The organism is Jannaschia sp. R86511 (assembly GCF_042466345.1).
Taxonomy (GTDB): Bacteria; Actinomycetota; Actinomycetes; order Actinomycetales; family JBBAYJ01; genus Aquipuribacter.
On the sequence record NZ_JAXHCD010000001.1, the window covers coordinates 388599 to 412244 of the forward strand.

Genomic DNA, 23646 nt, shown 5'->3' on the forward strand with positions numbered 1-23646 from the left:
GGCGACCGGCCCCACCGCGAACGGCTCAGCAGCGCTCGGCGCGGTACCCGGGGCTGCCGGGCACGCTCAGCCCCGCGTCCCGCAGCACGACGGCCACCCGGTCACCCAGGGCCTCGCAGGCGCGGGCCAGCCCCTCGTCGGTGTACTCCACGACCAGCAGCCGGTCACCGTGCACCGCGGCGTAGGCGTCGCACTCGTCGTAGCGCCCGCACTCCTCGACCACGGCCAGGTCGAAGCCCACGTCGGCCACCTGCTGCGCGCTCAGGCCGGGGGTGTTCTTCTGCGCCACGGCCAGACCGCGGTCGTGGGCGAGGTCCGCGAGCAACCCCGCGTAGGCGAGCGCGTCCTGCTCGCCGAACGGCACCACCTCCGGCCGGTCGTCGAACCGGGTCCAGGAGTCGAGGTTGTCCAGCTCGACCGCGTCGAAGCCCTTGTCCGCGCAGGTGTCGACCATCTGCGCCAAGTGCTCCGCGGCGGCCTCGCGCGAGTCCTCGGTGCCGAGGTCGATCAGGTGCTCCCCGGGCCAGCCCGGGTCCTCCAGCCCCGCCAGGACCAGACCCGCCGGCCAGGCGCGGTCCTCGTCCGGGCGGTCGGCGCCCGGGTCGTCGGCCTGGGTCTGGAACGCGTTGACGTAGCAGAGCGAGTACGCGTCGTCCCGCTCCAGCGGCACCCCGGCGTACCAGTCCCGCACCACCACCCGGACGTCGTCCGCCGGCTCGTAGTCACCGCCCAGCTGGTAGTCGACCGCCACCCCCGCCGGGAGGTCCGGCACGGCGGGTGCGCCGGCGCAGCCGGCCAGCAGGACGACGGCGGCGCCGCAGGCGGCGGCGGACCACGGCAGGGCCTTCACGCCTCCTATCGTCCTCCCCGTCCCGGCGCCGGCCGGAACAGCCCGCCCCCGGATCCGGTTGGCACCCCCGTGAGCCTGCCTACCTCCCCCGCCCCGCTGACCGTCGAGGTCTGGTCCGACGTCGTGTGCCCGTGGTGCTACATCGGCAAGCGCCGGCTGGAGGCCGCGGTCGAGCAGACCGGGGCCGACGTCCGCGTGGTCTGGCGGTCGTTCCAGCTGGACCCCACGTCGCCGCGACCCGGGGAGCCCGGGCACGGCACGGACGTGGCCACCTACCTCGGCGAGAAGTACGGCGGCGGCCGCGAGGCCGGGCTGCAGATGAACGCCCGGGTCAGCGAGGTCGCCGCGGGCGACGGGCTGGACTTCCACCTGGAGCACGCGGTGCGTGGCAGCACGGCCGACGCCCACCGGCTGATCCACCTGGCCGCCTCGCTCGACGCCGACGGCTCGGCCGACCTGCAGGACCACCTCAAGGAGCGGTTCCTGCGGGCCTACTTCACCGACGGGCTGGACGTGTCCCGCCCGGAGGTCCTGCGCGACCTGGCCGTCGAGACCGGTCTGCCCGCCCAGCAGGTCGACGACGTCCTGGGCAGCGCCGCCTTCGCCCGCGACGTCGCCGCCGACCAGGCCCAGGCGCAGGCCTACGGCGCCACCGGCGTGCCGTTCACGGTGGTCGACGGCCGGTACGGGGTGTCCGGGGCGCAGCCGGTCGAGGTGTTCGTCGAGGCCCTGAGCCGGGCGCTGGCCGACCGGGCCCCCACCCTCGTGCCGGTGGGCGCGGGCTCGACCACCGACGGTTCGACCCCCGGCGCGGCGGGTACCCAGGCTGCGGACGACGCGGCCTGCGGGCCCGACGGCTGCGCGGTCCCCGACCACGCCGCCGACCCGGCCGCCGGTACGCAGCAGGCAGTTCCCCAGCAGTGAGGAGCACCACCGCATGACGAGCCCCACCTCGAACGGAACGCTGACGACCCGCACGATCGGCGAGCGCGCGGTGTCCGCGATCGGCCTCGGCGGCATGCCGATGTCCATCGAGGGCCGGCCGGACCGTGACCGGGCGGTCGCGACCATCCACGCCTCGCTCGACGCGGGGGTGACGTTCATCGACACCGCGGACGCCTACCACCTGCACGCCGACGACATCGGCCACAACGAGACCCTGATCGCCCAGGCGCTGCAGTCCTGGGGCGGCGACGCCGACACGGTGCTCGTGGCCACCAAGTCCGGGCACAAGCGGCCCGGTGACGGCTCCTGGACCCAGGACGGCCGGCCCGAGTACCTCAAGGCCGCGGCCAAGGCGTCGGCGACCCGTCTCGGCGTCGAGGCCATCGGGCTGCACCAGTTCCACCGCCCCGACCCGGACGTGCCCTACGCGGAGTCCGTCGGCGCGCTCGTGGAGCTGCTCGACGAGGGCGTGATCCAGATGGCCGGGATCAGCAACGCCGACCCCGACCAGATCCGCGAGGCGCAGCAGGTGCTGGGCGGCCGTCTGGTCAGCGTGCAGAACCAGTTCTCGCCGTCGTTCCGCAGCAGCGAGCCCGAGCTGCGGCTGTGCGACGAGCTGGGTCTGGCGTTCCTGCCCTGGAGCCCGCTGGGCGGCATCAAGAGCGCCGCCGAGCTGACCCCCGGTCTGGCCGACTTCGCCGAGGTCGCCGAGGCGCACGGCGTCACCCCGCAGCAGGTCACCATCGCGTGGCTGCTCGCCAAGTCGCCGCACGTCATCCCGATCCCGGGCTCGTCGCGGCCCGAGACGGCGCGTGCATCGGCCGAGGCCGTCGGGCTCGAGCTGAGCGCGGACGAGGTGGCCCGCCTGGACGCCACCCAGCCCCCCACCGACGACTGACCTGACGCATCCGACGAGACCCCCGGCCCGGTGGCCGGGGGTCTCGCGCGTCGCCGGTGGGGTCAGTGCCGGGCGTGGTGGTGCAGGGCCGCGTCGAGCCAGGCCGCGAGGTCCTCGTCGGACGCCAGGGCCTGCCGGTCCACGCTGATCCAGCCCTCGCCCATCGACCGGTCCCGGCCCATCGTGGCGCGCCGCGCGCCCGGCCGGGTGAGCAGCTCGGCGTCCCGGGCGGGGTCGACGCGGACGAGCAGGTCGTCGGCGCCGACGCTGACGAGCATGCGGTCCTCCAGCATCAGGGCCAGGCCCCCGAACATGCGGACCCCGCGCAGCTCCCGCCCCGGCAGGGCCGCCTCGACCCGCTCGACCAGCTCCGCGTCGTAGGCCACGGCGGTCCCTCCCTGAGTCGCCCGAGCACGTCACGGGCGGGGTGTGAACGCTAGCCGGTCCGCGTTGCCGCCGTCTGCGCCTCACCCGCCTCGCAACCCGGGTGAGATCCGTCCCCTGACGGCTGGGGACCGGCGTGTCGCCGTCGTCCCACGGATCTCGTCGACCAGGCCGTCGACGTTGGCGCTCAGGTGCGGGTGAAGGTGGAGACGGTGACGGCGACGGTGTCGTCGAGGTGGTCGGGCAGGGCGGCGAGGGCGGCGCGGCGGGTGTCGTCGGCGTGCCAGGCGTTGGGGCCCATCGCGACCACGTCGGCGGCCTGGGCGGGGGTGAACGCGACCGCCGACGCGATCTCCGTCCGGCCGGCGGGGGTCCACGCGTCGCCGAGACGGGCCGAGAGCCGGTCGGGCTTGCCGGCGGGGACGTCGAGCAGGTCCAGCCGGGACCGCAGGGCCGCCAGGTGGTCCGGTGTCGGCGTGACGACGACGAGCCGTGCGCCCGGCCTGGTGACGCGGCGCAGCTCGTCGGCCGTCGGCAGGGGCGCGAACACAGCCACCAGCGCCCCGTCGCGATCGACCGCTGCGTCCATCAGCGGGAGCGAGCGGCTCAGGTCGGTCCCGACCGCGGCCAGGCGCGGGTGGGTCCGGGCCGCCACGCGCAGCGCGGGCGTCGACAGCTCCAGCGCGAGGCCGAGGTGGTGGGGCAGGGCGTCGAGCAGGGCCGCGGCGTAGGTGCCGGGCCCCGCCCCCAGGTCGACGATGAGACCCGCCCCGGCACCGTCCCGACCCGATCCGTCGTCGGCACCCTCTCGCGACCCCTCGGGCACCGGCACCAGGGCCGTCACCAAGGCGTCGGTCACGGCGTCGAACGCGCCCGAACCGAGGACGCGACCGCGCGCGGCCACCATGTCCGCGGTGTCGGCACGCAGCTTCGTCCCCCCGCTGAGCAGCACCACGTGCCCCTGCCGGGCGACGTCGAAGCGGTGCCCGGCGCCGCAGGCCAGCACCCGGGGCCCGACCCCCGGCGCGAGCAGGTCCACCGTCCCCGCGCAGACCGGGCAGCGCAGCACCGGGGCGACGTCGGCGAGCGCGCTCAGATCAGCCTCCGGTCCGCGGCCCAGCGGGTCAGCTCGTGGCGGCTGGACAGCTGGAGCTTGCGCAGCACGGACGACACGTGGGTCTCGACGGTCTTGACGCTGATGAACAGCTCCTTGCCGACCTCGCGGTAGGCGTAGCCGCGGGCGATGAGGCGCATCACCTCGCGCTCGCGGGCCGTCAACCGGTCCAGCTCGTCGTCGACGGCGGCCAGGTCCGCGGCGCCGGTCCCGAACGCGTCCAGCACGAAGCCGGCCAGCCGGGGCGAGAACACCGCGTCGCCGCCGGCCACCGTGCGGACCGCGCGCGACAGCTCGGGCCCGTCGACGGTCTTGGTGACGTAGCCCCGGGCGCCCGCGCGGATGACGGAGATGACGTCCTGCGCGGCGTCGGACACGCTCAGGGCCAGGAACCGGACGGGCTGCCCGGTGGCGGTCTCCAGCCCGGCGCAGCGGGTGAGGACCTCGGCCCCGCCGCCGCCGGCACCCCCGGGCAGGTGGACGTCGAGCAGGACGACGTCGGGACGGTGCCGGGTGACCTGGGCGACGGCCTCGTCGACGTCGGCGGCCTCGGCCAGCACCTGCAGGTCGACCTCGAGCTCGGCGCGGACGCCGCTGCGGACCATGCGGTGGTCGTCCACCAGGACGAGGGTCACGGCGCGGCCCGTCGACAGGTCCGTCGTCCCGCTCGTCGAGCCGTCGGGGACGGGCGTCGGGTCGTTCATCGGGCCTCCTCGTGACCGGCGGGCTGCCGCACCGGCAGCTCCAGCACCACCTCGGTGCCCCCGGCGGGGGCCGGACGGACCCGGGCGGACCCGCCGGCGCGCACCATCCTGCCCACCACGGACTCGCGCACGCCCAGCCGGTCCGGCGGCACGTCGTCGGGGTCGAAACCGTCGCCCCGGTCGGACACGAACGCCTGCACGGCGTCGTCGGCGACCTCGACGTAGACCCGCACCGGAGGCCGACCGTGGCGGACCGCGTTCAGGGTGGCCTCGCGGACGGCCTGGACCAGCGCCTCCACGGCCGGGTCCAGGGGGCGGTCGCCCACGACGACGACCTCCACCGGCACCGCGTGGTCGTCCTCGACCTGGGCCACGACCTGCTCGACCGCGGCCCCCAGGGACGCGGCGCCCGACGTCGACCGGCTGCCGTACAGCCAGCCCCGCAGCTCGCGCTCCTGCGCCCGGGCGAGCCGGGCCACCTCGACCGGGTCGTCGCTGCGGCGCTGGATCAGGGCCAGGGTCTGCAGCACCGAGTCGTGCAGGTGGGCGGCGATGTCGGCCCGTTCGGTCTCGCGCACCCGGGCCGCGCGCTCCGACTCCAGGTTGCGCCACAGCCGCAGCGCCCACGGGGCCAGCAGCAGCGCGAGACCCGTGACCACGGCGAGGGTGGCCAGGGTCGCCGGCCCGAGCGCCGCCGCGTCGGTTCCGGTCAGCGCCAGCAGCAGCAGGCCCGTCACGGCCAGCAGCAGCCCGACGGCCAGCCGGAGCCCGCCGCCGGGGGTGCCGCCGGTGGCGCCGGCCACCCAGCGGGTCCGGACGGTGCCGTCCAGGTGCGTCCAGACCAGCACGGCACCGGCGATCGCCAGGGCGGCGGGCACGGCCGTGGCCAGGCCCAGCCCCCAACCAGCGCGGTCGGCCAGCGCCACCAGCCCGACGACGAGCAGGACGACCCCCCACAGCAGCCAGGCGCCGGTCTCGGTGTCCGGCACGAACCGGCCCCACCGCCCGGCCGCCGTCGGCGTGCCGTCGGTCGCCGCACCGTCCGCGGCCTCCGTGACCTCGCCGTCCGCCGCCCTGCCGTCCGTGACGGTGACGCCCGCACCCCGAGGCGCCCGGGACCCGGGCGGGGCGGGCGCCGGCGGGACCACCAGCCACAGCAGCAGGTAGGCCAGCACCCCGGCGCCCATCACCAGGGCCAGGCCGACGAAGCCCAGGCGGGCCGCGGGCACCGGCATGCCCAGGTGGTCCGCGACCCCGGCCGCGACCCCGCCGACCAGGCGGCCCTGCGTGCGGCGGCGCAGCGGGGGTCGCGGCGCGGGGTCCATCACCCCATCCTGCCCCCGCGGACGGCGACGGGGACCAGGGAGCGACCCGGGTACCGACCCCGAGGTACCGACCCGAGGACCAGGGTGGTCCCAGGGTCGTCCCCGATGCCCCGGGGTGGCGCCGGCGGCCAGGCTCGAGCCATGGAACCGACAGGTAGTCCGGACCCCGTGACCGACACCGACCCCTCGACCCGCCCCGCCGGCGGCATCCAGCCGTTCTGGGACGCCCTGCGCCGCTCCGGCATCCGTCGTCCCGCCGACGACCGGTGGGTGGGCGGGGTCTGCGCCGGGGTCGCGCGCCGGCTGGGCGTCGACCCGGTCCTGGTCCGCGTCGGCGTGCTCGCCCTGACCCTGCTGGGCGGCGCCGGGATCGCCGTGTACGCGGTGGCGCTCGTGCTGCTGCCGGACCACGACGGCCGCATCGAGCTGGAGCGGGCGAGCTACGGCGACCTGACCGGCACCACGGTCGGGGCGGTCGCCCTGCTGCTGCTGGCCATGGTCGTGCCCGTGCCGTGGGAGGTGTGGCGCGGGGACGCCCTGGTCGACGGGGGCGAGCTGGTCGGCGCCCTGCTGGTCGGCACCCTGCTGGTCATCGGCCTGGCCTACCTGCCCCGGCTGCGCGAGGTCATCGAGCGGAGCAGCCGCACGTCGAGCTCGGCCCCGGCGCCCGACGGCACCACCACCGCGGGTCCGTCTCCCACCGGTCCGACCGCCGACCGCTGGGCCTCGAGCGCACCGCCAGCGCCGCCGGGACCGACGTACCCGACGGGCGCCGGCCGTTCGACGGGCCCGGACCGGCCGACCGGCCCGCCGCCGGCGCCTCGCACGCCCCTGGTCCCGCAGCGGAAGGGTCCCGGCCCGGCGGTGGCGTCGGCCGTCACCGGGACGGCGCTCCTGGTCGGCGGCGGGGTGTGGCTGGCCGCGGAGGCGGACCTGCTGCTCGGGCGGCCGTGGCTGCTGGCCGCGTGCGCCGCGCTGACCGTGCTCGGCCTGGCGCTGGTGGGGCTCGGCCTGGCCGGGCGCCGGGACGGCTCGGTGGGCGGGGCCGCCTTCCTGGTGCTGGTGATCGTGGCCACCGTGCTGCTGGTGCCGAGCTGGCGCACCGCCCAGGCCGCCGGCGACGTCACCTGGCGGCCTGTGAGCCAGACCGCGGCCGAGCGCGGCGGGGCGCTCGGCGTGGGTGAGGCCGTGCTCGACCTGACCCGGCTCGCGGACCTGCCCGAGGGCGCCGCCGTGCAGGTGCCCGTGCGCGTGGGGGTGGGCTCCCTGCAGGTGCGCGTCCCGGAGGACCTCGACGTCGTGGTCGAGGCCGCGACCGCGGTCCGGACCGCCCGGATGAGGCCGGACGACAGCACCGCCACCGGCGGCCGCGACGGCCTGCTGACGGCGTGGACCCTGGACGACCAGCCGGACCCGCAGGTCGTCGTCGACGCCCGCGTCCTGGTCGGCGACGTCGAGGTCGTCACGGTGGCCCGGCCGTGAGCGCCGCCGACGAGCCCGCGGCCTCCTCCGGCGCGGCGTCCCCGACCCGCCCGTCAGACCCCACCGCCAGCAGCACGCACCCACCTCTGGAGGACCCCGTGAGCTCAGACCCCACGTCCCCGACGTCCTCGACGTCCCCGACGTCCCCGACGTCCCCGACGTCCCCCGCGACGGGCGACCCGGCCCGTCCTCTCGAGCCGGTCGGCCCCGCCGTCGGCACCCTCGCCTGGGGCCTGGTCGTGCTGGCCGTCGCCGGCCTGCTGCTGGTCCGCGAGGTGACCGAGCTGACCGTGGACCTGTCGTACGGCCTGCCCGTCGGGATGGTCGCCCTGGGCCTCCTGCTGGTCCTCGGCGCGGTCCTCACGGGGTTGCGTCGACGCTGAGGAGCCAGGCCCGCCCGCCTGCCGGACGCGACTCTCTCCGGACCCGAGCCCCCACGGCCCTGCGGCGGTCGCACCGGGCTCGGGGGTCTCGCTCGCCACCCCGGTGCGACCAGAGGGGGGCCAGCGTCTCCGTACGGCGTCCGAGGTGGGTAGGCGGTGCGCCCCGGGCGCACTAGCGTTCGACGGGTGGGGGAACTCTCAGGTCTCGTGCTCCTCGTCGTGCTTCTGGCCGTCTTCTTCTACGTCCTGCACTTCGTCGTCAGGTCAGCAGTTCGGCAAGGCGTGACGCAGGCGCTTCGCGCTGACCGGCTGCGAGAGTCCCGGTCACAGAGGCCTACCGACGTCTAGACGAAGGTGGGCCCGGGAAGTCACGACACGGTTGACCCAAGGGCACCACGTGCTCGCCGGAGCTGCTCATCCCGGCAGGTTCTTGCCTGCTGACGACACGAAGTGCTCCACCCGGGGCTCGGCGGCCAGCAGGGCACCGAAGGCGTCGAGCATGGAGCGGACGTGGGGTGCCGCCTCGTGGTCCGCGAACGCCCCGGCATCGGCGTACAGCTCGTAGAAGACCCGCGCCAGGGGCTCGGACCCGACGCGGTGGACGGCGTACTGCAACGTGCCCGGCTCCCGCTCCTGGATCAGCGGGAGCGTCCGTGCGACCAGCGAGTCGAACTCCTCGGCCGCCCCTTCGTCTCGGAGGTCGAACCTGACGACGAGTCCCTGCACGTGCTCCTCCTCGGTTGCGGCGTCTGCCGCGACGGTGTCGGGCTTCCCGGTGCGGGTCGGCAGCTCCAGGGCGGCCCGGACGAGCTGCGGCAGCCGCGGGTCGGCCAGGCGGAGCCCGGCCATCTCCCGCGCATCCAGCCAGGCCAGCGCGTCGTGCTCGAGCGGGTCCTGATTGGTCGGCTCCCCGCTCCAGCGGTCCAGCGGTCCAGCGGTCCAGCACCCAGACGTCCATCCGGAAGTCGTCGCCCCGCACGTGGGCGAACCGCTCACCGGCCACGGTCGCCCGGATGCCGAGCTCCTCGGCCAGCTCGCGCTCCAGCGCACGCTCCGGGGCCTCACCGGGCTCGACGTGACCGCCGGGCAGGTCCCAGGCATCGGGGTACCAGCGCCGCGACGGCGAGCGGTGCACCAGCAGCGCGCGGCCGTCGCGACGCAGCAGACCGGTGACCACGACGTGCTCGGCGCTGCCTGGCTGGGACACGTACCCACCCTGCCAGGCCACGGGGCGCGTGCCGGTCCAGCGGAGACGCTGGCATGCTGGGCGGGGCGGGACACGGGACCGGACGGGACGGGGTGGGCGGCGTGGCCGAGGTCGACGGGACGACGGTGAGGGACGCGACCGGAGCGGACGTCGACGACGTCCTCCGGTTCGGCGAGCGGGTGGTGCAGCCCCACTACGTGCCCCTGATCGGGGCGGCGGCCGCCGCGTCGCAGCACGACACCTGGTGGAGCGCCGAGCACATCGGCTCGGCCGTCGACGACGGGACCCTCGTCGTGGCGGAGGCGGACCGGACGGTCGTCGGGGTGGCGCAACGCGGCCGGTACGAGGGCGAGCACGTCATCTACAAGCTCTACGTCGACCCGGCCCTACGAGGGCGCGGTCTGGGCCCACGCCTGGTCGACGCCCTGGAGCAGCAGCTGCCCGCGGGGGTCGAGCGGGTCTGGATCGAGCACTTCGCCGCCAACGAGCGGGCGGCCGCCTTCTACGACCGCGAGGGCTTCCTCGTGCAGCGGGTGGACGCGGGCCCCACCGGTGACCCGGCGCTGGCCGTCGTCTGGCGGGCCCGCGACCGCCGCCGGGAGGAGACGGCATGAGGGTCGGGCTCGTCGGGACGGGTCACTGGGCGGCCGAGGTGCACGCCGCCGCCGTGGTCGACACGGCGGAGGTCGAGCTGGTGGGCGTCTGGGGCCGCGACCCGGCCCGGACCAGCACGCTGGCGCAGCGGTACGGGCTGAGGGCCCACGCGGACCCGGCGTCGCTGTTCGCCGACGTCGACGCCGTCATGTTCGCCGTCCCGCCGTCGGTCCAGGCCCCGCTCGCGGTGCAGGCCGCCCGGGCCGGCTGCCACCTGCTGCTGGAGAAGCCGACCGCACTGACCGTCGAGCAGGCCGACGCGGTCACCGCGGCCGCGGCCGACGCCGGCGTCGCGACCACTGTCTTCGTCACCATGCGGCACAAGGCCCCGGTCGTGGCCTGGCTGGACGACGTGGTGGCGCAGGGCGGCTGGAGCGGGGCGGCGACCCACTTCGTCGGCCACCTGGCCGGCAGCCCGTTCGGTGACTCGCCCTGGCGCCAGGAGCACGGCGCGCTGTGGGACGTCGGCCCGCACGCGCTGTCCCTGCTGCTGCCCGTGCTGGGTCCGGTCACCGCGGTGACGGCCGCCCGCGGTCCGGCGGACACCGTGCACCTGTCGCTGCGGCACGGGGAGGACGCCTCGAGCGTGGCCACCCTGAGCCACACCGTCCCCGAGGCCGCGGCCACGCTGCGCTTCGACGTGTACGGCGAGAACGGCTGGGCCGCGGTGCCGGCCGAGCACGACCAGGTCGGACCGGTCGCCGCGCTGTCGTCGGCGCTGCGGTCGCTCGTCACGGCTGCGGGCGGCGGTCCGGCGCACCCCTGCGACGCCCGCTTCGGGGCCGAGGTGGTGCGGGTGCTGGCCGCGGCGCAGGAGCAGCTGGACGGCTGAGGCTTCGGCCGACGGAGCCGACTCAGCCGTAGGACGCGACGGCCGCCACCAGCAGGTCGAAGAACCCGTCCCGGTCCAGCCCGAGCGCGACGTCGGCGTTGGCCGCCCGCCCGGAGTAGCCGTGCAGGTCGGCCACGGTGGCCCCGGACGTCCACCGGCCCTCGGTCTCCACGACCAGGTGGGTCCGCACGACCCGGACCAGGGCCGGGTCGAGGACGCGCGCGACGGCGACCGGGTCGTGCAGCGGCGGGTCGGGCATGCCGAACTGCTCGTCGTAGGTGCCGGCGAAGAACGTCAGCCAGCCGACGCAGGTCCGCGCCAGCGGGGTGCCGAGCGCGCGCAGCCGGCCCAGCACGTCGGCGGTCACCAGGGCCTGGTGGGTGACGTCGAGACCGACCATGGTGAACGGCACGCCGGAGTCCAGGACGTGCTGCGCCGCCTCCGGGTCGTTGGCCGCGTTCGCCTCCGCGAACGGGGTGATGTTGCCCCGCCCGGTCGACCCGCCCATCCACACCACCCCGCGCACCGACCGCACCACCTCGGGGTGGGCACGCAGCAGCATCGCCACGTTGGTCAGCGCCCCGGTGGCGACCACGGTGACCGGCTGCTCCGCCGCGGTGAGCACGTCGTGCAGCAGGGTGACCGCGTCGCGGGGGTCGGCGACCACGGTCGGCACGGGCAGGTCGGGGCCGTCCAGCCCGGACTCGCCGTGGATGTCCGGCGCGACCCGCAGCGGTCGGACCAGCGGGCGGTCCGCCCCGCGCGCCACGGGCACGTCGGTGATGCCGGCCAACGTGCACACGGCGAGCGCGTTGCGCAGGCACTTGTCGACGGTCTGGTTGCCGTGCACCACCGTCACCGCGCGCAGGTCGACGCGGGGGTCGGCGTGGGCCAGCAGCAGGGCGAGCGCGTCGTCGTGGCCGGGGTCGCAGTCCAGCACCACGGGCACCGGGGCGGGTGGCGGGGGGTCGGTCTGGTGGTCGTCCGGATCGGGCATGCGTCGATGATCGGGGACGGGTCCAGGTGTCGGCCCCAGGGGGCACCATGACCGGATGCCCCGGGCCCCCGCCTCGACCACCACCACCGCCACCGCGAACCCGGCCGTGACCGCGCGCGAGGTCGGCCTGTTGCGCCTGGTCGCGCAGGGCCTGGTCGGGGTGCCGGCGGGGACGGGCCCGCTGGACGTCGTCCGGAACCTGACGGCGCTGCAGGCGCAGGACCTGCCCGGCGCGCTGACCTCGGTGGCGCTGCGGACGTCGTCCCGGTCCCTCGACGAGGTGGTCGCCGCGCTCGACGCCGGCACCGTGGTCCGGACCTGGCCGATGCGGGGCACGCTGCACCTGGTCGCGGCGGACGACGTCCGCTGGCTGCTGCGGACCACTGCGGCGCGGATGGTGGCGCGGTTCGCCACCCGGCAGCGTGAGCTCGCCATCGACGGCGCCACCCTGGATCGGGCCGTCCGGGTGGCCGACGAGGCGCTCGCGGCCGTGGCCGGTCGCCCCGACGCGCCCGGCCTGCGGCGGGCCGAGCTGATGACGGTCTGGGAGGACGCGGGCATCACCACCACCGGGCAGCGGGGCTATCACCTCCTCGTGCACCTGGCCCAGACCGGGCTGCTGTGCCTGGGCCCGATGGCGGGCACGGAGCAGCTGTTCGTGCGGGTGGTCGACCGGGTCGGGCCCGGTCTGCCGGTCGAGGGCGACGACGCGCTGGCCGAGCTGGCCGGGCGCTTCTTCCGCTCGCACGGACCGGCCACGGTGGCCGACCTGGTCCGCTGGGCCGCGGTGACGGTCCGCCAGGCGCGCACGGGGCTCGCCCTGGCCCGCGACGGGCTGACCGCGGTGGACCTGGACGGCGTCGAGCACTGGCTCGACCCCGCCGTGCCCGACCGGCTGGCGCAGCACCGCGACGAGGCGGAGCAGGTGCTGCTGCTGCCCGGGTTCGACGAGTACGTCCTGGGCTACGCCGACCGCAGCCTCGTGGTGCCCGCGCCGCACACCGCCCGGGTCGTGCCCGGCGGCAACGGGGTGTTCCGCGCCACCGTCGTCGACGCCGGCCAGGCGGTCGGCACCTGGCGCCACGTCCCCGCCCGCGCCGGGGCGGCCCGACAGGTGACGCTGGAGCCGTTCGACGGGCTGAGCCCGGCCGTGGAGGCCGCGGCCCGGCGGGCGCACGCACGGCTGCCCTGACCGGGGGACGAGCCGGGACGTAGGGTCGTCGGCAACCGACCGTCCGGGTCGCCGGGCGACGACGGGGTGGACGAACGACGGGTCGACGACGGGGACAAGGGGTCGCATGGCGCGGGGCGAGGGGTCGGCGGGGGGTCGCGGTCGGGCGACCGCGGTCGTGCTCGGTCTGGCCGCCGCGGTCGTGGTCGGCCTCACCCTGGCCTCCGGGGCGGGGTCGGTCTCCCCGCTCGACGCCGCTCCGTCCGCCGGGCCGAGCGACGGCGGGTCGGCGGCCCCGACCGGCGACGGGTCGGCCGACCCGGCCGGCGCGGTGGCCGCGGCGCCGCGGCTCGGGCCCGAGGGTCTCGCCGGGCTGGTGCTGGGTGAGCCGGTCGACCCCGCCGTCTGGCGGACGGACCTGGAGACGGGCTGCGTGCGGAGCCTGACCGGGCTCACCGAGGAGCTGGTGACCCTGGGGATCGGCACCCGCGTCCGGGTCGAGACCGACGGCGACGACGTCGTCGGCGTCACGCTGTTCGAGCTGTCGGGCCGCGTCGACGCGCCCGGCACCCTGCCCGACGTGTGGCTCGGACCGACGCTCGGGGACCCGGTCGCCGACGCCGTCGCGCTGCCCGGTGCCCGGGTGGTCACCGAGGACCCGCTGGGCGACGACGGCCCCGGCGTCACCAGCGTCGTCGTCGACACCGACGCCGGCGAGGTCGTCTTCGCCGACCCGCCGTACGACCCGGGCACGCCGTCGGGCGGCCGCATCAGCCAGATCTCGGTGCGTCTGGGCGACCGGCCCGTGTGCCGGCTGTTCGACCCCGCCCAGCAGCTGCAGCCGGGGCAGGTCGCGGACCCCGACGCGCCGGTCGTCGCGTTCGAGGTCGACGGTCTGCCCCGGCTGCGCCTGGGCCAGGTGGTCGAGCCGGACGAGCGGGCCGACCTGCTCGAGCCGCAGCCGGACGCCTTCGCGTTCGGTCCGCTGCGGGACCAGGTCCGCGGCTGCGATGCCTGGGCGACGACCGACGGGACGGGGGCCTCGGTGGCCACCGACGGCGACGGCGCCGTGGTGGCCGTGGGCTCGGGGCTGGGCGCGGCGTTCACGACGACGTTCGGCGTCGAGCCCGGGCAGCCGGCCGACGTCGCCGCCCGGCTGCTCGGCGCCGAGCCGCCCGCGCCCGGGGCCGGCCGTCAGCCGAGCGCCGACGGGGTCGCCGTGGACGGCCGGCTGCGCGCCGGCACCCGGGCCGTCGTGGTCACGTTCCCCGAGGTACTGACCCTGCGGACGGTCGACGCGCAGCTGGTCGGGCCGCTGCAGGTCGCGGGGCTGACGCTCTACCGGGGCGAGGCCGGCGACTCACCGCTCTGCTGACGCTCAGTCCGAGGCGCCGGCGGGGCGACCCACCCCGGCGAGGCCGGGGCCCGGCGCACCGCGACGACGGTGAGCAGGACCAGCAGCAGGGCAAGCCCCAGGCTGCCCAGGGACAGGGCCCGGGTCCGGTCGACCAGGGCCTGCGCGGCGGCCCGCGACGCCTGGGGGTCCGGCTCGATCCCCTCGTCCACCGTCGCGCCGGTCAGCATCGGGTCGTCGGCCCGGAGCACCCAGCTCGGGTCGGAGCGCTCGTGCACGACCTCGATGGTGTCGCCCACCTGCGGCCGGGCCGCGTCGGCCTCCTGCTCACCCAGGTCGACGGTGGCGACCTCACGCCCGCCGTCCTCGGTCTCGAACGCGACGTCCACCGACAGCCAGCCGTCCGCGGGGACGCCGTCGACGTCCAGCACCTCCGCCCGGACCGTCACGGGGTCGGGGAACAGGTCCGTGCCGGGGTCCTCGAACCCCGTCGAGGCGGTGTCGTCACGCAGCTGCGCGGAGCCGACCAGGGCGACCAGCCCGGACACGGCGGCGACGAGCACCAGGACGAGCACGGCCACCGCTCCCACGGCGGCGCGGCTGGATCGGGTCACGTCGCCCTCCGTCCCGCAGCCCGGCGGCAGGCACCGCACGGGACGAGTCGAGCCTAGGCCTCACCTACGCTCCGCGGGTGAGAGTCGGCGTCGTCATCCTCCCGCAGCAACCCTGGGCCGAGCAGGTGCACCGGTGGCGCCGCCTGGAGGAGTGGGGCTTCGACCACGCCTGGACCTACGACCACCTGTCCTGGCGGACGCTGCGCGACGAGCCGTGGTTCGCGACCGTGCCCACCCTGGTCGCCGCGGCCACCGCCACGTCGCGGATCCGGCTCGGGACCTGGGTGGCCAGCCCCAACTTCCGCCACCCGGTGCCGTTCGCCAAGGAGCTGATGACCCTGGACGACATCAGCGGCGGCCGGTTCGTGCTCGGGGTGGGCTCCGGCGGCTCGGGGGCGGACGCGACCGTGCTGGGCTCGCCGCCGCTGCCGCTGCCCGAGCGGACGGCCCGGTTCGCCGAGTTCGTCGAGCTGCTCGACCGGCTGCTGCGCGAGACGTCCACGACCTGGCGCGGCGAGCACTACGCGGCCGAGGACGCCCGGATGCTGCCGGGCGGGCCGAGCGAGCCCCGGCTGCCGTTCGTCGTGGCCGCCAACGGACCCCGCGGGATGGCCCTGGCGGCCCGGTTCGGCCAGGGCTGGGCCACCACCGGACCGGCCACCGGCACCCCGGTGGAGCGGTGGTGGGACGGCGTCGCCGAGGCCTCGGTCCGCTTCGGCGAGACCCTGGAGGCCGCGGGCCGGGCGCCCGGCAGCGTCGACCGCTACCTGAGCGTCGACGCCGGCGCCTACGCCCTGGCCTCGGTCGACGAGTTCCTGCGCACCGTGGACCGGGCGGCCGGGCTGGGGTTCACCGACGTCGTCACCCACTGGCCGCGGGCCCGCGGCGTCTACGCGGGCGAGGAGTCGGTCCTCGAGGCCGTCGCCGCCCGGCTGCCCTCGCTGCGGGACCCGGCGGCGTCGTAGGTTCACCGCATGCCCGCCGCCCCCGCCGTGGTCAACGGCCGCCCCGTCGGCGTCCTGCCGGAGGTCCTCGACGAGGTCCGACGCGGCACCCCGATGCGCGTCACCGAGGTCGGCGAGGCGATCCTGGCCCGGCCCTGCCGAGCGGTGGGCCGCCCGGACCGTGCGCGCTGGGCTCCCGTGGTGGACGACATGTTCGCCACGATGTGGGTGGCCGAGGGCGTCGGGCTGGCCGCCAACCAGGTCGACCTCGACGTCCAGCTGTTCGTCTACGACCTCCTCGGGGCCGACGGCACCCGCCACGTCGGCCACGTCTTCGACCCCGTGGTGGAGGTGATGGGCGCGTTCGGCGGCCTCGACGAGGACCTCGAGGGCTGCCTGTCCGTGCCCGGCCCCCATGTGCCGCTGGCCCGGCCCGCCTGGGTGCGGTTGCGCGGGCTGGACCTGGACGCGCGGCCGGTGGCCGTGGAGGCCCGCGACTACCTGGCCCGCTGCCTGCAGCACGAGGTGCAGCACCTGCAGGGGACGCTGTACGTCGACCTGCTCGACCCGGCCACCCGGCACCGGACGATCGAACGCTCCCGCCGGCAGCGCGAGTCGGTGCTGGCCGCCCGCGAGGCCCGCGCGGCCCGGCGGCCCCGACCGGCCGGCTGAGGCCGGACCTGCGCCAGGCCCCGAGCTGTCAGTCGAACGCGGTGAGGACCCGGGGGCCGTCCTCGGTGACCGCGATGGTGTGCTCCGAGTGCGCCCCGGGCGAGCCGTCGGCCAGCCGCAGGGTCCAGCCGTCCGGGTCGACCACGAGCTCGTCGCAGGTCGCGGACCACCACGGCTCGATCGCCAGGGTCAGGCCCGGCCGCAGCGGGAAGCCCCGGCCCGGGCGACCGTAGTTGGCCACGTGCGGGTCCTCGTGCATGGTGCGCCCCAGGCCGTGCCCGCCGAGCTCGAGGCTCACGGGGTAGCCGTGCTCGTCGGCCACCGCCCCCACGGCGGCGGACACGTCGCCCATCCGGGCTCCCGGCACGGCGGCCGCGATCCCGGCGGCCAGCGCCGTGCGGGTCGACTCGACCAGCCGCGCGTCACCGGGCCGCGGCTCGCCCACCGGGACCGTCGTGGCCGCGTCGGCCACCCAGCCGTCGATCGACACCGCGAAGTCCAGGGTGAGCAGCTCGCCGTCGGCCAGGACGTGGTCGTGCGGCATCCCGTGCAGCACCGCGTCGTCGACCGACAGGCAGATGACGTTGCGGAACGGGCCGCGCCCGAACGACGGCGAGTAGTCCCAGTAGCAGCTGACCGCGCCGCGGTCGCTGACCATGCGCCGCGCCTGCCGCTCCAGGTCCATCAGGTTGACGCCCGGCTCGGCCGCGGCCGACAGGTCGGCCAGGACCTGGGCGACGAACCGGCCGGTGACGGCCATCCGCTCGATCTCCGCCGGTGTCTTCAGCTCGACCACGTCGACCCCCCGCTCACGTCGTCCCGCACGTACGTCTGCACCGGACCAGCCTAGGACGGCCGCCCCAGGCCCCGGACGCGCACCCGGGCGGACGTCCGGTCCGTGGATCCGGGAAGGCGGACCCGGGCCTCGTCGTTGTAGATTGTGCACCGCTTCACAAGCACCCCCGAGCAGCGTCGCTCCGACCGCCACCACTGCGGCCGGGACCCACCCGGCTCGGAAGGAGACCCGCATGGGCACCAGCACCGGAACCCCGACCCGCCACCGCGTCGTCATCATCGGCTCCGGCTTCGGCGGATTGTTCGCCGCCAAGAAGCTCAAGCGGGCCGACGTCGACGTGACCCTGGTCTCGCGCACCGTGCACCACCTGTTCCAGCCGCTGCTCTACCAGGTGGCCACCGGCATCCTGTCCGAGGGCGAGATCGCCCCGGCCACCCGCGAGATCCTGCGCGACCAGGGCAACGTGCGGGTGCTGCTGGGCGACGTCCTGGACGTGGACGCCGAGGCCCGGACCCTGACCTTCGCGGGCGAGGGCACCACGACGACGCTGCCCTACGACAGCCTGGTCGTGGCCGCAGGTGCGGGGCAGTCCTACTTCGGCAACGGCCACTTCGCCGAGTTCGCCCCCGGCATGAAGACCGTCGACGACGCGCTCGAGCTGCGCGGCCGCATCTTCACCGCCTTCGAGCGGGCCGAGCTGGCCTCCACGCCCGAGGAGGTCGCCCGGGCCCTCACCTTCGTCGTGGTCGGCGCCGGCCCGACCGGGGTCGAGATGGCGGGTCAGATCGCCGAGCTCGCCAACCGCACGCTGCGCGGGGAGTTCCGCTCCATCGCCCCGTCGACCAGCCGGATCATCCTGCTCGACGCCGCCGACCGGGTGCTGCCGTCGTTCCACGAGAAGCTGTCCGAGGACACCCGCGACCGGCTGCGCGGCATGGGGGTCGACGTCCGGCTGCGGACCCGGGTCACCGACCTGGACGGCTCCGGCCTGACCGTCGTCACGCCCGACGGGTCCGAGCGGCGCATCGACGCCGAGACGATCATGTGGGCCGCCGGGGTGGAGGCCAACCCGCTCGGCCGCCTGGTCGCCGAGCGCACCGGCGCCGAGACCGACCGCGCGGGCCGCGTCGTCGTCGCGCCGGACACCAGCGTCCCCGGCCACCCCGAGATCTTCGTCGTGGGTGACCTGATGAGCCTGGACCGCCTGCCCGGTGTCGCCCAGGTCGCCATCCAGTCCGGCCAGCACGCGGCCCGCACCATCGCCGCCCGCGTCCAGGGCCGGCCCGAGCCCGGGCCGTTCCGCTACAAGGACAAGGGCTCGATGGCCACCATCAGCCGGTTCGCCGCCGTCACCGAGATCGGCCGGATCCACCTGACCGGGTTCGTGGCCTGGGTCGCCTGGCTGTTCGTGCACCTGCTGTACCTGATCGGGTTCAAGAACCGGGTGACCACGCTGCTGCACTGGGCGATCAGCTTCGTCGGCCGCGGCCGCACCCAGCGGGCCGTGACCCGGCAGCAGATCGTCGCCCGCACGGTCATCGACCGCGAGGAGAAGCGCGCCGGCCAGGACCGCGAGGGGGCCCCGGCGGGCACCACGACCCCCTGACCCCTGCCCGTCTGCGCACCCCCCTGCGCACCCGGCTGCCGGCGCACCCCGGGCACCCCGGGCACCCCGGGCACCCCGGGCACCCCGGGCACCCCGGGCACCGTCGGCACCCCTGGCACCTTCGCCGAGAGGGCCGGATCGTCTCGTCACCGCGGTGAGAGCGGGCTGATCCGGCCCTCTCGCCGAGGGGAGTGGGCGTGTGGGGGGAGTGGGCGTGTGGGGGGATTGCTGATGTCGCAAGGGGGTTTGCTGTCTGCTCGGGTGTCGGCCCATGGTGGTCCTGACGCCCCCGGCCTGGGGGCCCGGCACACGGAGGCCAGCCATGCGCACGAACACGTCAGCAGACCCGCTCGTCGACCTCACGCACGACGTGGTCGTGGTGGGGGGAGGCGCGGCCGGTCTGAGCGGGGCGCTCACGGTGTCCCGTGCGGGCCGATCGGTGGTGGTCGTCGACTCCGGTGAGCCGCGCAACGCCCCGGCCGACGCGGTCCACAACTACCTGGGCAGCGAGGGCGTGGCCCCGGCGGAGCTGCTGGCCCGCGGTCGTGCGGAGGTCTCCGGCTACGGCGGCCGTGCCGTCGAGGGCCTGGTCAGCACGGTCCGTCGGCTCGACGCCGGCGCGGACGGCGTGAGCGGCGCCGGCGACCCGGATGACGACGGCGACACGGCCCGTTTCGAGGTGCACCTGGCCGACGGCCGCACCCTGCGGGCCCGCCGCCTGCTGGTCACCACGGGTCTGCTCGACGAGCTGCCCGACGTGCCGGGCCTGGCGGAGCGGTGGGGGCACGACGTGCTGCACTGCCCGTTCTGCCACGGCCACGAGGTCCGCGGCCAGGCCGTCGGCGTCCTGGCCACCGGACCGCTGTCGGTACACCAGGCGCTGATGTGGCGGGGCTGGACCGACGACGTGACGCTGTTCCTGAACGGCGCCGTCGAGCCGGACGAGCAGCAGTGGGAGCAGCTGGCCGCCCGCGACGTGGCCGTGGTCGACGAGCGCGTCACCGAGCTCGTGCTGACCGACGACCGGGTGTCCGGCGTGCGCCTGGGCGACGGCCGCGTCGTGCCGCGGCAGGTGCTGGTGACCGGCACCGGGCTGACCGCCCGGGCGCCGTTCCTCGAGGCGCTGGGGCTGCCGCTGGAGGACATGGAGATGGCCGGTGCGGTCGTCGCCCGTCGGGTCCCCTCGGGCATGACGGGGTCCACGACGGTGCCCGGGGTGTGGGTGGCAGGCAACGTCACCGACCCCATGGCGCAGGTGATCGTGGCGGCCGCGGCGGGCCTGATGTCCGGGGCCGCGATCGTCGGCGACCTGCTGGCCGAGGAGACCGCGCTGGCTGTCAGCCGTCGGCGGGGCTGACCGCCGTCACGGCCGGGCGCACCGGCAGCCGGACCTGGAACCGGGTGTCGCCGGGCTCGCTGACCAGCCGCAGGTCGCCGCCGTGGCGGTTGACGACGATCCGGAACGAGATGTCCAGGCCCAGGCCGGTGCCCTCGCCGATCGGCTTGGTGGTGAAGAACGGCTCGAAGACCCGGCGGCGCAGCTCCTCCGGCACCCCCGGCCCGGTGTCGCCGACCTCGACCAGGACGCTGTCGCCGTCCAGGGCCGTGCGCAGGGTCAGGGTGCCGGACCCGGCCATGGCGCCGGCCGCGTTGTCGATGAGGTTGGTCCAGACCTGGTTGAGCTCGCCCGGGAAGCCCGGCACCGGGGGCAGCGTCCGGTCGAAGTCCGTCACCACCTGCAGGCCCTGCAGCTTGCGCCCGAGCATGACCAGGGTCGCGTCCAGCCCGTCGTGCACGTCGAACGTCTGCTGCGCGGAGCGGTCCATCTGCGAGTACTGCTTGGCCGCGCCGACCAGGGCCGACACCCGGCCGGTGGCGTCCTCGATCTCGGCCATCAGCTGCTCGGTCTCCAGCGAGTACACGATCCAGCGCAGCGCCGACTCCAGCAGGTGCGCCGGGACCCGGTCGGCCAGGCCGTCCAGCCAGTCCGGGCCGATCCCGGCCGCCACCAGGGGCGGGGCCACGTCGAAGGCCCGCTGGACGTCGCGCTCCTCCAGCCAGTCGACGAGCTCGTCCTCGGCGTCGCTGGCCGCGAGCGCCCCCAGCTTGGGCCCGGTGCCGCTGTGGGCCAGGGCGTCGTCCTGCAGGCCGGCCAGCGCGGTCAGCACCTTGGGCTCGATGGTGGCGTCGGCCAGCATGGCCAGCTTGTGGTGCATGGCCCGCACCCGCTCGCGCAGCGCCGACGTCGCCCGCACCGCGGCCGCCGCCGGGTTGTTCAGCTCGTGGGTCAGCCCCGCCGTCAGCGACCCCAGGGCCAGCAGCCGCTCCCGCTGCCCGATGACCTCGTTGCTGGCCCGCATCCCCAGGAACAGGCCCTCCAGCAGGTGCACCGCCATCGGGAACCACTCGCGCACGACCGCCGCGAAGGCCTCGCCCGGCAGGGAGAAGAACCGGCAGTCGGTGACGGCGGTGAACGTCGCGGCGTAGTGCTTGGCCTCGCCGGGCTGCACGTACGCCTGGACCGCGCCGCCGTAGGAGCCCACGTGGTCGGTACGGGTCACCTCGACCTCGTCGCCGCGCACCAGGCGGGTCATGGCCACCGTGCCGGACAGCAGCACGTAGAAGCACTCGGCGGGCTCGCCCTCGCGGAACACCGTCTGCCCGGCGGGGACCTGGGTGACCGATCCCATCTTGCGCAGGAAGGTCAGCTGGTCGTCGTCCAGCGCCTCGAACAGGAACAGCTCGCGCAGCTGGTCCAGGGTCAGGTCCGCGGTCATGACTGCTCCAGGTAGCGGTGGGCGAGCGTGACGGCCATGGCGCCCTCGCCGACGGCGGAGGCGACCCGCTTGACCGACGCGGCCCGGACGTCGCCCGCGACGAACACGCCCGGCACCGACGACTCCAGGTAGTACGGGTCGCGCGGCTCGTGCCAGCCCGGCGGTCGGCCGCCGTCGACGAGCAGGTCCGGCCCGGTCAGCACGAAGCCCTTGTCGTCGCGGACGACCACGCCGTCCAGCCAGTCGGTGCGCGGGGCCGCCCCGATGAACACGAAGAGGTGCCCGGCCTCGACGCGCTCGGTGGCCCCGCTCAGCCGGTGGCGCAGGGTGAGCGCCTCCAGGTGGTCCTCGCCGTGGGCCTCGACGACCTCGGTGCAGGTGCGCACGTCGAGGTTGTCGATCGACGACACCTGCTCGATCAGGTAGCTGGACATGGAGGTCTGCAGCGAGTCGCCCCGCACCAGGATGGTGACCTGCCGCGCGAACCGGGTGAAGAACACCGCGGCCTGCCCGGCGCTGTTGGCCCCGCCCACGACGAACACGTGCTGGTCCAGGCAGGCGTCGGCCTCGGTCGACGCGCTGCCGTAGTACACGCCGCGCCCGATCAGGCCCTCGACGCCCGGCGCGGGCAGGCGCCGGTACTGCACCCCGGTGGACAGCAGCACCGAGCGCGCCGACACCGCCGTGCCGTCGGCGAAGTGCACCCGCCGCGTCGGTCCGTCCACGGCCAGGCCGGCCACCTCGCGCGCGGTCAGCACCTCGGCGCCGAACCGCACCGCCTGCCGGCGGGCCCGGTCGGCCAGCTGCCCGCCGGACACCCCGTCGGGGAAGCCGAGGTAGTTCTCGATCCGGGACGACTGACCGGCCTGCCCGCCCGTCGCGCTGGCGTCGACGAGCACCGTCCGCAGGCCCTCCGAGGCGCCGTAGACCGCGGCTCCCAGCCCGGCCGGCCCGCCCCCGACGACGACCAGGTCGTAGAACTCCTCGGCGGGCGTCGTGGACAGCCCGGCCACGGCCGCCACGGTGGCCAGGTCCGGCGTGACGTGGACCTCGCCGTCGAGGCCGACCAGCATCGGCACCGCGGTGAAGTCCTGCCCGGCCGCCTCCAGCAGCCGACGGCCCTCGGGCTCGTCGGCCGGCACCCAGCGGTAGGGCGCGGAGTTGCGGGCCAGGAAGTCGCGCACCACGTGGCTGGCCTGCGACCAGCGGTGCCCGACCAGGCGCAGGCCGTCGGCGGCCGGGTCCGGCGAGGACGCCCAGGTCTCCAGCAGCTGGTCGACGACGGGGTAGAGCTTCTCCTCCGGCGGGTCCCAGGGCTTGAGCAGGTAGTGGTCGACGTCGACGACGTTGATGGCCTGGATCGCGGCGTCGGTGTCGGCGTAGGCGGTCAGCAGGGCGCGGCGGGCGCGGGGGAACAGGTCCATCGCCTGCTCGAGGAACTGGATGCCGTCCATGTCGGGCATCCGGTAGTCGGCCAGCAGCGCCGCGACGGGCGTGCCGCGCAGCTGCAGCTCCCGCAGCGCCTCCAGCGCGGCCTCGCCGCTCTCGGCCCGGACCACCCGGTAGCGCTCGGCGTAGCGACGGCGCAGGTCGCGGGCGACGGCGCGGGACACCGACGGGTCGTCGTCGACGGTCAGCAGCACCGGCAGGGCCGAGCCGGCAGCGCTCACCGGCCCACCAGGGCCTCGTGGACGTAGCACCAGCGCCAGGTCTCACCCGGCTCGAACGAGCGCACCACGGGGTGCCCGCTGCCGTGGTGGTGCGCCGTGGCGTGCCGGCGGGGCGAGGAGTCGCAGCAGCCGACGTGGCCGCACGCGGTGCACAGCCGCAGGTGGACCCAGCGGCCGCCCACGGCCAGGCACTCCTGGCAGCCGTCCGGCGTCACCGGTTCCGGCTCCGGCCGGGCGGTGTCGTCGAGGTGCGGGCACGAGCTCATG

General features: G+C 76.0%; 24 protein-coding genes and 1 pseudogene. 12 read left to right on the top strand and 13 right to left on the bottom strand.

The genetic code is table 11. The annotated features are described in order from the left end of the window. Positions 1 to 25 precede the first annotated feature (25 nt). Positions 26 to 850, bottom strand: coding sequence for an endo alpha-1,4 polygalactosaminidase (locus tag SJY06_RS01915; protein WP_380164076.1), 825 nt, complete (start codon positions 848 to 850; stop codon positions 26 to 28). 69 nt (positions 851 to 919) lie between these two features. Here SJY06_RS01915 and SJY06_RS01920 point away from each other — a divergent pair, with 69 nt between their 5' ends. Then, a complete protein-coding gene (locus tag SJY06_RS01920; protein WP_380164078.1) occupies positions 920 to 1774 on the top strand; it encodes a DsbA family protein in 855 nt (284 codons plus the stop codon). Positions 1775 to 1787: 13 nt separating this feature from the next. Beyond that, positions 1788 to 2693: an aldo/keto reductase gene (locus SJY06_RS01925; protein WP_380164080.1), complete on the top strand. Its 906-nt coding sequence runs from the start codon at positions 1788 to 1790 to the stop codon at positions 2691 to 2693. Between the two features lie 62 nt (positions 2694 to 2755). Here the strand turns inward: SJY06_RS01925 and SJY06_RS01930 are convergent, their stop codons facing one another. The 4 genes from SJY06_RS01930 to SJY06_RS01945 all read right to left on the bottom strand — a co-directional run bounded on the left by SJY06_RS01930 (position 2756) and on the right by SJY06_RS01945 (position 6220). Further along, positions 2756 to 3079 carry a TfoX/Sxy family protein gene (locus tag SJY06_RS01930; RefSeq protein WP_380164082.1) on the bottom strand — a complete coding sequence of 108 codons (324 nt, stop codon included), beginning with the start codon at positions 3077 to 3079 and terminating at the stop codon, positions 2756 to 2758. A 185-nt stretch (positions 3080 to 3264) separates the two neighbouring features. Beyond that, entirely contained in the window at positions 3265 to 4146 is an 882-nt protein-coding gene (locus tag SJY06_RS01935; RefSeq protein ID WP_380164084.1) for an rRNA (guanine-N1)-methyltransferase, read from the bottom strand. Between the two features lie 23 nt (positions 4147 to 4169). Continuing rightward, positions 4170 to 4895 carry a LuxR C-terminal-related transcriptional regulator gene (locus SJY06_RS01940; protein ID WP_380164086.1) on the bottom strand — a complete coding sequence of 242 codons (726 nt, stop codon included), beginning with the start codon at positions 4893 to 4895 and terminating at the stop codon, positions 4170 to 4172. Continuing rightward, a complete protein-coding gene (locus tag SJY06_RS01945) occupies positions 4892 to 6220 on the bottom strand; it encodes a PspC domain-containing protein (RefSeq protein ID WP_380164088.1) in 1329 nt (442 codons plus the stop codon). The genes SJY06_RS01940 and SJY06_RS01945 overlap by 4 nt, the downstream gene beginning before the upstream one ends. Before the next feature lie 168 nt (positions 6221 to 6388). Between SJY06_RS01945 and SJY06_RS01950 the strand changes: the two genes are divergently transcribed. Together SJY06_RS01950 and SJY06_RS01955 are read left to right on the top strand one after the other, a co-directional pair. Continuing rightward, entirely contained in the window at positions 6389 to 7702 is a 1314-nt protein-coding gene (locus SJY06_RS01950; RefSeq protein WP_380164090.1) for a PspC domain-containing protein, read from the top strand. Between the two features lie 98 nt (positions 7703 to 7800). Further along, a complete protein-coding gene (locus SJY06_RS01955; protein ID WP_380164092.1) occupies positions 7801 to 8085 on the top strand; it encodes a hypothetical protein in 285 nt (94 codons plus the stop codon). Positions 8086 to 8499: 414 nt separating this feature from the next. On the opposite strand, the gene SJY06_RS01960 is transcribed toward SJY06_RS01955, so the two are convergent. Both SJY06_RS01960 and SJY06_RS01965 read right to left on the bottom strand, forming a co-directional pair. Then, positions 8500 to 8934, bottom strand: coding sequence for a putative quinol monooxygenase (locus SJY06_RS01960; RefSeq protein WP_380164094.1), 435 nt, complete (start codon positions 8932 to 8934; stop codon positions 8500 to 8502). A gap of 115 nt (positions 8935 to 9049) precedes the next feature. Beyond that, positions 9050 to 9313: pseudogene (locus tag SJY06_RS01965) on the bottom strand (NUDIX domain-containing protein); the annotation flags it as partial. An 80-nt stretch (positions 9314 to 9393) separates the two neighbouring features. Between SJY06_RS01965 and SJY06_RS01970 the strand changes: the two are divergent. Then, positions 9394 to 9906: a GNAT family N-acetyltransferase gene (locus tag SJY06_RS01970; RefSeq protein WP_380164096.1), complete on the top strand. Its 513-nt coding sequence runs from the start codon at positions 9394 to 9396 to the stop codon at positions 9904 to 9906. After that, positions 9903 to 10778, top strand: coding sequence for a Gfo/Idh/MocA family protein (locus SJY06_RS01975; RefSeq protein WP_380164098.1), 876 nt, complete (start codon positions 9903 to 9905; stop codon positions 10776 to 10778). The genes SJY06_RS01970 and SJY06_RS01975 overlap by 4 nt, the downstream gene beginning before the upstream one ends. Positions 10779 to 10800: 22 nt before the next feature. On the opposite strand, the gene SJY06_RS01980 is transcribed toward SJY06_RS01975, so the two are convergent. Continuing rightward, positions 10801 to 11775, bottom strand: coding sequence for a nucleoside hydrolase (locus SJY06_RS01980; RefSeq protein WP_380164100.1), 975 nt, complete (start codon positions 11773 to 11775; stop codon positions 10801 to 10803). 55 nt (positions 11776 to 11830) lie between these two features. Here SJY06_RS01980 and SJY06_RS01985 point away from each other — a divergent pair, with 55 nt between their 5' ends. Together SJY06_RS01985 and SJY06_RS01990 are read left to right on the top strand one after the other, a co-directional pair. Further along, a complete protein-coding gene (locus SJY06_RS01985; protein WP_380164102.1) occupies positions 11831 to 12967 on the top strand; it encodes a winged helix DNA-binding domain-containing protein in 1137 nt (378 codons plus the stop codon). A gap of 106 nt (positions 12968 to 13073) precedes the next feature. Continuing rightward, complete coding sequence (locus SJY06_RS01990) at positions 13074 to 14321, top strand: hypothetical protein (RefSeq protein WP_380164104.1); 1248 nt, start codon at positions 13074 to 13076, stop codon at positions 14319 to 14321. Here SJY06_RS01990 and SJY06_RS01995 read toward each other — a convergent pair. Then, positions 14285 to 14914, bottom strand: coding sequence for a hypothetical protein (locus SJY06_RS01995; protein ID WP_380164106.1), 630 nt, complete (start codon positions 14912 to 14914; stop codon positions 14285 to 14287). The two genes, SJY06_RS01990 and SJY06_RS01995, sit on opposite strands and share 37 nt — an antisense overlap. A gap of 77 nt (positions 14915 to 14991) precedes the next feature. Here SJY06_RS01995 and SJY06_RS02000 point away from each other — a divergent pair, with 77 nt between their 5' ends. Next, a complete protein-coding gene (locus SJY06_RS02000; RefSeq protein WP_380164108.1) occupies positions 14992 to 15879 on the top strand; it encodes an LLM class flavin-dependent oxidoreductase in 888 nt (295 codons plus the stop codon). A gap of 9 nt (positions 15880 to 15888) precedes the next feature. After that, a complete protein-coding gene (def, locus tag SJY06_RS02005; RefSeq protein WP_380164110.1) occupies positions 15889 to 16530 on the top strand; it encodes a peptide deformylase in 642 nt (213 codons plus the stop codon). Positions 16531 to 16558: 28 nt separating this feature from the next. Here the strand turns inward: def and map are convergent, their stop codons facing one another. After that, positions 16559 to 17326 carry a type I methionyl aminopeptidase gene (gene map, locus SJY06_RS02010; RefSeq protein ID WP_380164112.1) on the bottom strand — a complete coding sequence of 256 codons (768 nt, stop codon included), beginning with the start codon at positions 17324 to 17326 and terminating at the stop codon, positions 16559 to 16561. Between the two features lie 232 nt (positions 17327 to 17558). Here map and SJY06_RS02015 point away from each other — a divergent pair, with 232 nt between their 5' ends. After that, complete coding sequence (locus SJY06_RS02015; RefSeq protein WP_380164114.1) at positions 17559 to 18932, top strand: NAD(P)/FAD-dependent oxidoreductase; 1374 nt, start codon at positions 17559 to 17561, stop codon at positions 18930 to 18932. Between the two features lie 322 nt (positions 18933 to 19254). Continuing rightward, positions 19255 to 20289: an NAD(P)/FAD-dependent oxidoreductase gene (locus tag SJY06_RS02020; protein WP_380164116.1), complete on the top strand. Its 1035-nt coding sequence runs from the start codon at positions 19255 to 19257 to the stop codon at positions 20287 to 20289. Here SJY06_RS02020 and SJY06_RS02025 read toward each other — a convergent pair. From SJY06_RS02025 to SJY06_RS02035, 3 genes are read right to left on the bottom strand one after another with little or no spacing between them, the layout of a single operon-like run. Further along, positions 20270 to 21709 (bottom strand): ATP-binding protein, encoded by a 1440-nt coding sequence (locus SJY06_RS02025; protein ID WP_380164118.1) that lies wholly within the window; start codon positions 21707 to 21709, stop codon positions 20270 to 20272. The genes SJY06_RS02020 and SJY06_RS02025 overlap by 20 nt on opposite strands. Next, the gene (locus SJY06_RS02030) at positions 21706 to 23379 is read right to left on the bottom strand and encodes an FAD-dependent oxidoreductase (RefSeq protein WP_380164120.1); all 1674 of its coding nucleotides are present in this window, start codon (positions 23377 to 23379) and stop codon (positions 21706 to 21708) included. Before SJY06_RS02030 ends, SJY06_RS02025 begins: the two co-directional genes overlap by 4 nt. Next, complete coding sequence (locus SJY06_RS02035) at positions 23376 to 23645, bottom strand: UBP-type zinc finger domain-containing protein (RefSeq protein WP_380164122.1); 270 nt, start codon at positions 23643 to 23645, stop codon at positions 23376 to 23378. The genes SJY06_RS02030 and SJY06_RS02035 overlap by 4 nt, the downstream gene beginning before the upstream one ends. Between the last annotated feature and the right edge of the window lies 1 nt (position 23646).

Coding starts and splice junctions, on each gene's coding strand:
- SJY06_RS01925 (WP_380164080.1), top strand. CDS start 1,788: ATGACGAGCCCCACCTCGAACGGAACGCTGACGACCCGCACGATCGGC.
- SJY06_RS01940 (WP_380164086.1), bottom strand. CDS start 4,895: ATGAACGACCCGACGCCCGTCCCCGACGGCTCGACGAGCGGGACGACG.
- SJY06_RS01945 (WP_380164088.1), bottom strand. CDS start 6,220: ATGGACCCCGCGCCGCGACCCCCGCTGCGCCGCCGCACGCAGGGCCGC.
- SJY06_RS01960 (WP_380164094.1), bottom strand. CDS start 8,934: ATGGCCGGGCTCCGCCTGGCCGACCCGCGGCTGCCGCAGCTCGTCCGG.
- SJY06_RS01975 (WP_380164098.1), top strand. CDS start 9,903: ATGAGGGTCGGGCTCGTCGGGACGGGTCACTGGGCGGCCGAGGTGCAC.
- SJY06_RS01980 (WP_380164100.1), bottom strand. CDS start 11,775: ATGCCCGATCCGGACGACCACCAGACCGACCCCCCGCCACCCGCCCCG.
- SJY06_RS01985 (WP_380164102.1), top strand. CDS start 11,831: ATGCCCCGGGCCCCCGCCTCGACCACCACCACCGCCACCGCGAACCCG.
- SJY06_RS01990 (WP_380164104.1), top strand. CDS start 13,074: ATGGCGCGGGGCGAGGGGTCGGCGGGGGGTCGCGGTCGGGCGACCGCG.
- def (WP_380164110.1), top strand. CDS start 15,889: ATGCCCGCCGCCCCCGCCGTGGTCAACGGCCGCCCCGTCGGCGTCCTG.
- SJY06_RS02015 (WP_380164114.1), top strand. CDS start 17,559: ATGGGCACCAGCACCGGAACCCCGACCCGCCACCGCGTCGTCATCATC.
- SJY06_RS02020 (WP_380164116.1), top strand. CDS start 19,255: ATGCGCACGAACACGTCAGCAGACCCGCTCGTCGACCTCACGCACGAC.
- SJY06_RS02025 (WP_380164118.1), bottom strand. CDS start 21,709: ATGACCGCGGACCTGACCCTGGACCAGCTGCGCGAGCTGTTCCTGTTC.
- SJY06_RS02035 (WP_380164122.1), bottom strand. CDS start 23,645: ATGAGCTCGTGCCCGCACCTCGACGACACCGCCCGGCCGGAGCCGGAA.